The 8,135-nt window shown below is 40.0% G+C and carries 10 protein-coding genes and 1 pseudogene; 9 read left to right on the forward strand and 2 right to left on the reverse strand.

The window, feature by feature from the left end:
- Positions 1-38: 38 nt before the first annotated feature.
- The 9 genes from QZ562_RS07720 to QZ562_RS07760 all read left to right on the forward strand — a co-directional run bounded on the left by QZ562_RS07720 (position 39) and on the right by QZ562_RS07760 (position 6,929).
- Positions 39-914, forward strand: coding sequence for a 6-carboxytetrahydropterin synthase (locus QZ562_RS07720; RefSeq protein WP_293758899.1), 876 nt, complete (start codon positions 39-41; stop codon positions 912-914).
- Between the two features lie 4 nt (positions 915-918).
- On the forward strand, positions 919-1,722 hold the full coding sequence (locus QZ562_RS07725; protein ID WP_293758917.1) for a M23 family metallopeptidase: 804 nt from the start codon (positions 919-921) through the stop codon (positions 1,720-1,722).
- A gap of 237 nt (positions 1,723-1,959) precedes the next feature.
- Positions 1,960-2,388, forward strand: a complete 429-nt coding sequence (gene rplM, locus QZ562_RS07730; protein WP_293758900.1) for a 50S ribosomal protein L13 — start codon at positions 1,960-1,962, stop codon at positions 2,386-2,388.
- Positions 2,389-2,400: 12 nt separating this feature from the next.
- Complete coding sequence (gene rpsI, locus QZ562_RS07735; RefSeq protein WP_293758902.1) at positions 2,401-2,793, forward strand: 30S ribosomal protein S9; 393 nt, start codon at positions 2,401-2,403, stop codon at positions 2,791-2,793.
- 272 nt (positions 2,794-3,065) lie between these two features.
- Positions 3,066-3,698 carry a ubiquinol-cytochrome c reductase iron-sulfur subunit gene (petA, locus tag QZ562_RS07740; protein ID WP_293758904.1) on the forward strand — a complete coding sequence of 211 codons (633 nt, stop codon included), beginning with the start codon at positions 3,066-3,068 and terminating at the stop codon, positions 3,696-3,698.
- Position 3,699: 1 nt separating this feature from the next.
- Positions 3,700-4,968, forward strand: a complete 1,269-nt coding sequence (locus QZ562_RS07745) for a cytochrome b N-terminal domain-containing protein (protein ID WP_293758906.1) — start codon at positions 3,700-3,702, stop codon at positions 4,966-4,968.
- A complete protein-coding gene (locus QZ562_RS07750; RefSeq protein ID WP_293758910.1) occupies positions 4,965-5,699 on the forward strand; it encodes a cytochrome c1 in 735 nt (244 codons plus the stop codon). Before QZ562_RS07745 ends, QZ562_RS07750 begins: the two co-directional genes overlap by 4 nt.
- Positions 5,700-5,878: 179 nt before the next feature.
- A complete protein-coding gene (gene sspA, locus QZ562_RS07755) occupies positions 5,879-6,511 on the forward strand; it encodes a stringent starvation protein SspA (protein WP_293758912.1) in 633 nt (210 codons plus the stop codon).
- A 13-nt stretch (positions 6,512-6,524) separates the two neighbouring features.
- Entirely contained in the window at positions 6,525-6,929 is a 405-nt protein-coding gene (locus QZ562_RS07760; protein ID WP_293758914.1) for a ClpXP protease specificity-enhancing factor, read from the forward strand.
- Positions 6,930-7,024: 95 nt separating this feature from the next.
- On the opposite strand, the gene QZ562_RS07765 is transcribed toward QZ562_RS07760, so the two are convergent.
- Both QZ562_RS07765 and QZ562_RS07770 read right to left on the reverse strand, forming a co-directional pair.
- A complete protein-coding gene (locus QZ562_RS07765; RefSeq protein WP_293758915.1) occupies positions 7,025-7,603 on the reverse strand; it encodes a BON domain-containing protein in 579 nt (192 codons plus the stop codon).
- Between the two features lie 3 nt (positions 7,604-7,606).
- Positions 7,607-8,104: pseudogene (locus QZ562_RS07770) on the reverse strand (SIS domain-containing protein); the annotation flags it as partial.
- Positions 8,105-8,135 lie beyond the last annotated feature (31 nt).

Raw genomic sequence — 8,135 nt, forward strand, 5'->3', positions numbered from 1 at the left:
ATATAAACTCTTCACAAAACAGGACATATACATTTTTTATGCAATTATTCGTTAATGATTTGACCGTAATGGATTTTTCTTACCTTTGCCCAGAGCGAGGCATGGTCGGTGAAAGTTGGATAGTAGACGTGATCCTAAGCGGTGATTTAAATGAAGAAAGCATGGTGTTGGACTTTGGTAAAGTTAAAAAACAACTGAAACAGCTTATAGACGAATATATCGATCATAAACTGCTAGTCCCAGTGGAACACAAATATAGCCATGTTGAACATGATAAGAAATCTGACAGAGTAAAAGTTGATTTTATTCGGCCTGATAATAAGTCTATTCATTTAAATTGCCCAGCCGAAGCTTATGCATTTGTGTATTCACAAAATGTCACTATGCCTTCAGTGAGTGATTATCTTAAAAATGTAATTGCCACTCACCTACCAGAAAATGTGGTGGGTATTGAACTTAATTTGCGCACAGAGATCATCAATACACCTTTTTATCACTACACCCACGGGCTTAAAAAGCATGATGGTAATTGCCAACGTATCGCCCATGGTCACCGCTCTAAAGTGGTTGTATTTGAAAATCAGCAAGAAAGCATCAAATGGCAAGAATATTGGGCTAATCGTTGGTGTGATATTTATATTGGATCAAGTGAAGATATTGTAGACGCCAGTAAAACAGTTTTTTCCATGCTTAATGGGGACGCTAAACAGCACAATATATTTGCCTATGAATCTTCACAGGGTAGATTTGAATTAGCTATTCCAAAAGAAGAATCAGAAATGATTGATACAGATACAACAGTAGAATGTTTAGCGCAGTTCATGGCAGACGAACATAAACGTTTAGACAACAATAGCGACTTTAAAGTTTTGGCTTATGAAGGAGTCGGTAAAGGAGCAATCGCTTTTGCGTAGACCAATTTCAGTAAGTTTTGTGGTTATTTTGTGTTTCTTAACATTCTCAGTTTTTGCTAGTGAGCTTCAACTCAAAGGCGAAATGACCCAAGGTAGTCTAATTAGGGGGCAAGTCCCAGTTGGCCATCAAGTTTGGCTGAACGACATACCACTTAAAATATCAGCGGATGGATACTTCGCTTTTGGATTTGGTCGAGACGCCAAATTAACGCCGCAAATTAAGTGGTTAGATAATAAAGGTGAACTCCACGTAAAGCTGCTAAAGCTGCAGGTTAGAACTTATAACATTCAGAAAATCGAAGGTATTCCTAGTCAATATGTTAGCCCTCCAAAAGAAGTGAGCGAGCGGATCAAACGTGATAATCGGCAAGTTGCCATCGCTCGAACCTTGAATGATGACCGTAGCGATTTTTATCAAGATTTTATATGGCCGGCTGCTGGACCTATTAGTGGAGTGTATGGAAGTCAGCGAGTATTCAACGGCACACCTAAACGACCTCATTTTGGCGTAGACGTGGCCTCACCCACAGGCTCACCTGTATATGCACCTGCAGACGGGATTGTGACTTTGTTTGTCGCGGATATGTATTATTCTGGCGGTACTATGATTATCGATCATGGGCATGGTGTATCTTCTACTTTCTTACATTTAAGTAAAGGTCATGTAGTGGCAGGGACCTCAGTTAAACAAGGTGATTTAGTCGCTGAAATTGGTGCTACTGGCCGTGCGACAGGTGCACACCTAGATTGGCGAATTAATTGGTTTAAGGAAAGATTAGATCCTGCTCTTTTAGTGCCCAAACGTTAAACATCGGCTAAAAGCCTGCAAATTAATAAAAAGCTCAAAATTTACGCTCGCGTTTTCTTTTAACATCTGTATAATTCGCGCCCTGCCCAGTTGCCCCCGCTTGTGGGAAAGCGGATGAATCATACGACTCGAAGGGGTCAAGGTATTGATTTTTAGCGGTTTTGTGTAGCAGTCGGTGGTAAAATACCGAGCATAAAACCAACGTAACGATTATTTATATATTTCGGGTATTTTAAAATGAAAACTTTTGTTGCAAAGCCAGAAACGGTAAAACGTGAATGGTTTGTGGTTGACGCCGCAGACAAAACTCTTGGTCGCTTAGCGACTGAGATTGCTATCCGCTTACGCGGCAAGCATAAGCCAGAATTCACACCTCATGTGGATACTGGTGATTACATAGTTGTGATCAACGCTGAGAAAGTCACTGTCACTGGCAATAAAGCCAAGGGCAAAATTTACTATTCTCATTCTGGTTATCCAGGCGGTCTTAAAGATACTACCTTTGAGAAGTTACAAGCTTTTAAACCAGAGATGATCATTGAAAAAGCGGTTAAGGGTATGTTGCCTAAAGGTCCACTTGGACGCGATATGTTCCGCAAAATGAAAGTCTTCGCTGGTCCTGAGCATAATCATGCTGCTCAGCAGCCACAAGTCTTAGAACTTTAAGGAGCATTACAGATGGCAGATAATCAATATTACGGCACTGGCCGACGCAAAAGTTCCACAGCTCGTGTTTTTCTTCGTGCAGGCAGTGGCAATATAATAGTAAATCAACGTCCTCTTGATATATTTTTTGGTCGCGAGACTGCACGTATGATCGTGCGTCAACCGCTAGAATTAGTTGAGATGACTGAGAAGTTTGACCTTTACGTCACCGTCGCCGGTGGTGGTATTAGTGGTCAAGCTGGTGCGATTCGTCACGGTATTACACGTGCATTGATGGAATTTGACGAAACTCTTCGTCCAGCATTACGCAAAGCGGGTTTTGTTACTCGTGACGCACGTAAAGTTGAGCGTAAGAAAGTGGGTCTTCACAAAGCACGTAAGCGTCCTCAATTCTCTAAACGTTAATTGTACGACGACGATAATGTTCAAAAACCCAGCTTTGCTGGGTTTTTTATTGGCTGTGTTTTGTACAATAATATTTAATATGAACCATTTTCCCTAAAATAACTGTTAAGTATTAGTAATTCTTCATTTTAATGACAATTTCCTTGTCTTTTATGTGGGTTTTCTTTTATCATTTTCGGTTAATAGAAAAACTTTATTTCTTGAATCGCGTATCATGTGTATGTCAGTCAAAATGTGAAGTATCATTCAAATTAACCCTCGGAGATTAGTGGATGAGCAATGTATCTTTAGATGCGCATGATTCGTCTAAAACCGAAAACCAACCAGTAAATAGTAATAGACGCCGATTCTTGACGGTCGCTACTTCTGTTGTTGGTGGTATCGGTGTAGTCGGTGCTGCAGTGCCTTTTATCGCATCCTGGAACCCTAGTATCAAAGCGAAAGCTGCTGGTGCGGATGTTGAAGCAGATATCAGTAAAATCCAGCCAGGACAGCTGATTAGAGTTATTTGGCGAAGTAAGCCCGTATGGATTGCTCGCAGAACACCAGAATTGTTGGCTTCATTAGCAAGCTTTGATGAGCAGCTTAAAGACCCGAACTCTGATGAGGAACAACAACCAACATTTGCCAAAAATCCATATCGTTCTTTAAAAGAAGAATATTTAGTATTAGTGGGAATCTGTACACATTTAGGATGTTCACCACAACATTTGAAAGATGGCGCATTTGAAGAGTACGTTGAGGGCTCGCCAGAAGGATTTTTCTGTCCTTGTCATGGTTCAAAATTTGATATGGCAGGACGAGTTTTTCAAAATGTACCAGCAGGGCTCAACCTTGTCGTACCGCCATATATGTATATCAACGATAATACCATTTTGATTGGTTCCGAAGAGGGGGCAGCATAATATGATGAAAAATTTGATGGGCTGGATTGAGTATCGTCTCCCAATAATGCGTGTTGCTAACCAGCATGCCATTCAATATCCCGCACCCAGAAATATGAATGTTTGGTATATGTTTGGATTTTTGGCAACAATAGTATTAGTTAATCAGATAGTAACTGGTGTGTGGCTAACTATGAGCTATACGCCAACTGCTGAAGAAGCATTTGCTTCAGTGGAATACATCATGCGTGATGTTGAATACGGTTACATACTTCGTTATATGCACAGTACTGGGGCATCGGCATTTTTTATTGTTATTTACTTACACATGTTCAGAGGTATGATTTACGGGTCTTATCAAAAACCGCGTGAGTTACTGTGGCTGTTTGGTATGTTTATTTATCTAGCACTTATGGCCGAAGCTTTTATGGGTTATGTACTTCCTTGGGGGCAAATGTCCTACTGGGGAGCGCAGGTTATTGTATCTTTATTTAGTGCCATTCCTGTTATTGGTCCAGATTTAGTTATTTGGATACAAGGTGATTACGTTATTTCTGGGGCTACGCTTAACCGCTTCTTTGCTTTGCATGTTATTGCGTTACCTTTAGTTATAGTGATATTAGTGTTCTTGCATATAGTAGCGTTGCACGAAGTGGGTTCGAACAACCCAGATGGAACCGACGTTAAACGCAAGAAAGGTTCCCTTAGCGAATCAGAAAAAACAAAGTATAAGATCCATGAATACTATACTCAGAAATATGACATCCTCGATGACATAGTGCCTTTCTTTCCTCATATAGTGCTGAAAGATCTCGTTGGATTTGCAGTTTTCTTACTAGTATTTTGCTACATAATGTTTTTCAATCCAGAAATGGGTGGATATTTCTTGGAGCACCCAAATTTTGAGATTGCTAACCCGTTGAAGACACCTGAACATATTTTCCCTGTATGGTATTTCACACCTTTCTATGCGATTTTGAAAGCTGTACCGCATAAACTTGGCGGCGTTATTGCTATGTTCTCAGCTATTATTTTCTTAGCCTTATTACCTTGGATTGATAGAGGTAAAGTGAAATCTTGGCGTTACCGTTGTGGCCTACATACCTGGAATCTACTGACTTTTGCAGCAGTATTTATCTTTCTTGGTTATTTAGGCGGAACACCTCAAGAAGCATGGAAAATTACTGCATCTCAAATTGCTACCATTATGTATTTTGGTTTCTTTGTGTTGTTGTTTATATACAGTAAGAATGAGAAAACCAAGCCGGTACCTATGAGGATTACAGAATGAAGCGAATTATTCTTGTAATATCTTTGATGTTATCTTCAGGTGTTATGGCTGCCGGAAGTAATGTACATCTTGATACAGCCGAATACGATTTGACTGATAAGGCATCATTGCAATCGGGTGCGCAGATGTTTATGAATTACTGTTTAGGTTGTCATCAAACTCAATATCAACGCTATCAACGCACCTTTGACGACTTAGGTATACCTCTTGAGATTGGACAAGCAAATTTACAGTTTACTGGAGAAAAACCGGGTGATCATATTAAGAATGCAATGCCTAGCGAGTCTGCAGCCAAGTGGTTTGGGGCACCACCTCCTGATTTAACATTGGTTGCCCGAGTTCGTGGTGCGGACTGGATCTACACTTATTTAAGAACTTTTTATACAGATGACAGTCGTCCTTTTGGCGTAAACAATCTAGTATTCCCAGAAGTTGGTATGCCACATGTGCTGCAAGAGCTTCAAGGTGTGCCAAGTAGAACATCTGAAAAAATGCTAGTGGATGGTGAGATGGTCGACCGTTACGTGGGCATCAAAGCGGACGGTTCTGGTGAACTAAGTGCAGCTGAGTTTGACACTGCAGTGTTAAATTTAGTTAATTACTTAGTATACATCGGAGAACCTTCACGTTTACAGTCCGAGGACATTGGCCGCTGGGTTATGATATTCCTATTGGTATTGTTAGTTTTGGTTTATTTACTTAAGAAAGATTATTGGAGAGATGTTCACTAAATCAACAAAACTTTGTTTTGAATTTGGTGTATAATCCGCAAAATTTTTTGGAAGGGGCTATATGCCCCTTTTTAGCCCGTTTTTGATTAGTTGACTAACCTGTTAATCACTATTCTAAGACCAAAGCATAGATGCCAAATGTACAGTGCGTTTATGTATGACATTTAGGAGATATTTAAATGGCTGTAGCCGCCAATAAACGTTCAATTATGACGTTGTTTTCAGACACGATAGATATATACAGTCACCAAGCACGCATAGTGTTAGCCGAGAAAGGTGTAGGCGTAGAAATCAGCTTTATTGACCCCGTGGAGTTACCAGAAGATCTTCTTGAGTTAAACCCTTACGGCACCGTGCCAACTTTAGTTGATAGAGAATTGGTGTTATATAACTCGCATATTATTATGGAATACTTAGATGAGCGCTTTCCTCATCCACCATTGATGCCAGTATATCCAGTTTCTCGCGGACAAAGCCGTTTAACTATGCACCGCATTCAAAACGATTGGTATGTGTTGGCTGAAAAAATCATGGCTAAAAAGGGTGATTTAGAATCCACTCGTAACGAACTACGTGAAGCATTTTTATCACTGGCTCCTTTGTTCGCTGAAACGCCATACTTTATGAGTGAAGAATTCAGTTTAGTTGATTGTTATTTAGCTCCCTTGTTGTGGCGTTTACCTGCACTGGGCATTGAATTGACTGGTACTGGCAGCAAAGACTTGAAAGCTTATATGAAGCGTATTTTTGAAAGGCCTTCTTTCATAGCATCATTGACTGATCAAGAACGCGAAATACACAACCCGTTATAATGGGTAAGCGTACATGACCCCTAATCAGCCATATTTATTACGAGCATTTTACGAGTGGATTGTAGATAACAATCTCACTCCTTACATAGTCGTAGATGCTCATTATGCTGGTACTCAAGTACCACAAGAGTTTGTTCAAGACGGGCAGATAGTATTAAACATGTCGCCAGCATCTTCTGGTAACTTGCAATTAGGTTTGCATAACATCATGTTTGATGCGCGTTTTGGCGGTGTACCAAGGAATATAGTCGTTCCTTGCCCTGCGGTGTTAGCTATCTATGCCAAAGAAAATGGTGCGGGTACGGTATTTACTGTCGAGGAAAACATCGATTCTGGCGAAGTTGAGGAAAAGCTTGTAACAGATGACAACGAAAAAAAGCCTAAGAAAGGTAAACCCACATTAACAGTTGTTAAATAGCGGTTCTAAAATTCTTAATCAAAAAAAAGCGCTTATCTAGCGCTTTTTTTTAATAACATATCAGTCAGACATATTTTTCGACTTAAACATTAAGATTATGTGTACTCAAAAGCTTTGATTACTTGCTTTACACCTTTGATATTACGTGTGATATCTATTGCAATAATTGACTCTTTTTCACTGACTAATCCCATTAAAAACACTTCACCATTTTCGACTTCTATTTCGATGTGTAAGCCATCGATTCGTTTGTCAGCGAGCAATTTAGTTTTTATTTTTGAGGCGAGCCATACATCATGTGCCACTGTGCTCGCAGGTATTGGCATACCTAAACGTATTTGGTTATGTAATTTTTTGATGTTCTGCACTGACGAGGCCAGTTTTTGCGCCTGTTGCAAAAGTTCTTGCGTAGGTGCTTGACCAACAAGCAGAACGGTTCCGTTAAAAACCTGTACTGTTATGTTAGTTTGTTCTTTTAAAGCGTTATCACTGGACAGTGCAATAGAAATACGACTGGCTGATGTTGTATCGTCAACCTGTGTACCTATTGTGCGTCTATCATGTGCAATAGATACAGCACCCATCCCAGCACCTATAATCAAACCTGCACAGCTTTGTAATAACAATGTGGTTAATAGTAATAAAGACAAATAAACTTTTTTTGATTTTGACATCAACTACTCCTGAAAATTTTCGGGGAATAAACAGTTGTCGATCCCTTCACAAAGACTATGTACCACTAAATAATGAACCTCTTGAATTCGTGAGGTTCTATTCGAAGGTACACGGATTTCCACATCATGCTGGCTGAGTAATCCAGCCATTTGCCCTCCATCCATACCAGTTAAAGCCACTATGGTCATATCGCGACTCAGGGCAGCTTCCATAGCTTTGATGATATTATGTGAATTGCCACTGGTGGATATAACAAACAAAATATCACCTGCTTGGCCTAATGCGCTAACTTGTTTTGAATATACCTCATCAAATGTAAAATCGTTTGCTATTGACGATAATGTCGCTCCATCTGCAGTTAGTGCCAATGCAGGCAAGCTAGGTCTTTCACGTTCAAATTTATTCAACAACAAAGACGAAAAGTGTTGAGCACTCACCGCTGAACCACCATTTCCACAACATAATATTTTGTTGCCGTTTATTAAGGCATTAACCATCATGCTGTCTCTTATAACAATCTCCTAGCCCATC

The organism is uncultured Paraglaciecola sp., assembly GCF_913058035.1.
Classification (GTDB): Bacteria; Pseudomonadota; Gammaproteobacteria; order Enterobacterales; family Alteromonadaceae; genus Paraglaciecola.

Excerpts from the sequence above, each read along its gene's own strand:
- QZ562_RS07720 (WP_293758899.1), top strand. The coding sequence starts at position 39 with ATGCAATTATTCGTTAATGATTTGACCGTAATGGATTTTTCTTACCTT.
- rplM (WP_293758900.1), top strand. The coding sequence starts at position 1,960 with ATGAAAACTTTTGTTGCAAAGCCAGAAACGGTAAAACGTGAATGGTTT.
- rpsI (WP_293758902.1), top strand. The coding sequence starts at position 2,401 with ATGGCAGATAATCAATATTACGGCACTGGCCGACGCAAAAGTTCCACA.
- petA (WP_293758904.1), top strand. The coding sequence starts at position 3,066 with ATGAGCAATGTATCTTTAGATGCGCATGATTCGTCTAAAACCGAAAAC.
- QZ562_RS07745 (WP_293758906.1), top strand. The coding sequence starts at position 3,700 with ATGATGAAAAATTTGATGGGCTGGATTGAGTATCGTCTCCCAATAATG.
- QZ562_RS07750 (WP_293758910.1), top strand. The coding sequence starts at position 4,965 with ATGAAGCGAATTATTCTTGTAATATCTTTGATGTTATCTTCAGGTGTT.
- sspA (WP_293758912.1), top strand. The coding sequence starts at position 5,879 with ATGGCTGTAGCCGCCAATAAACGTTCAATTATGACGTTGTTTTCAGAC.
- QZ562_RS07760 (WP_293758914.1), top strand. The coding sequence starts at position 6,525 with ATGACCCCTAATCAGCCATATTTATTACGAGCATTTTACGAGTGGATT.
- QZ562_RS07765 (WP_293758915.1), bottom strand. The coding sequence starts at position 7,603 with ATGTCAAAATCAAAAAAAGTTTATTTGTCTTTATTACTATTAACCACA.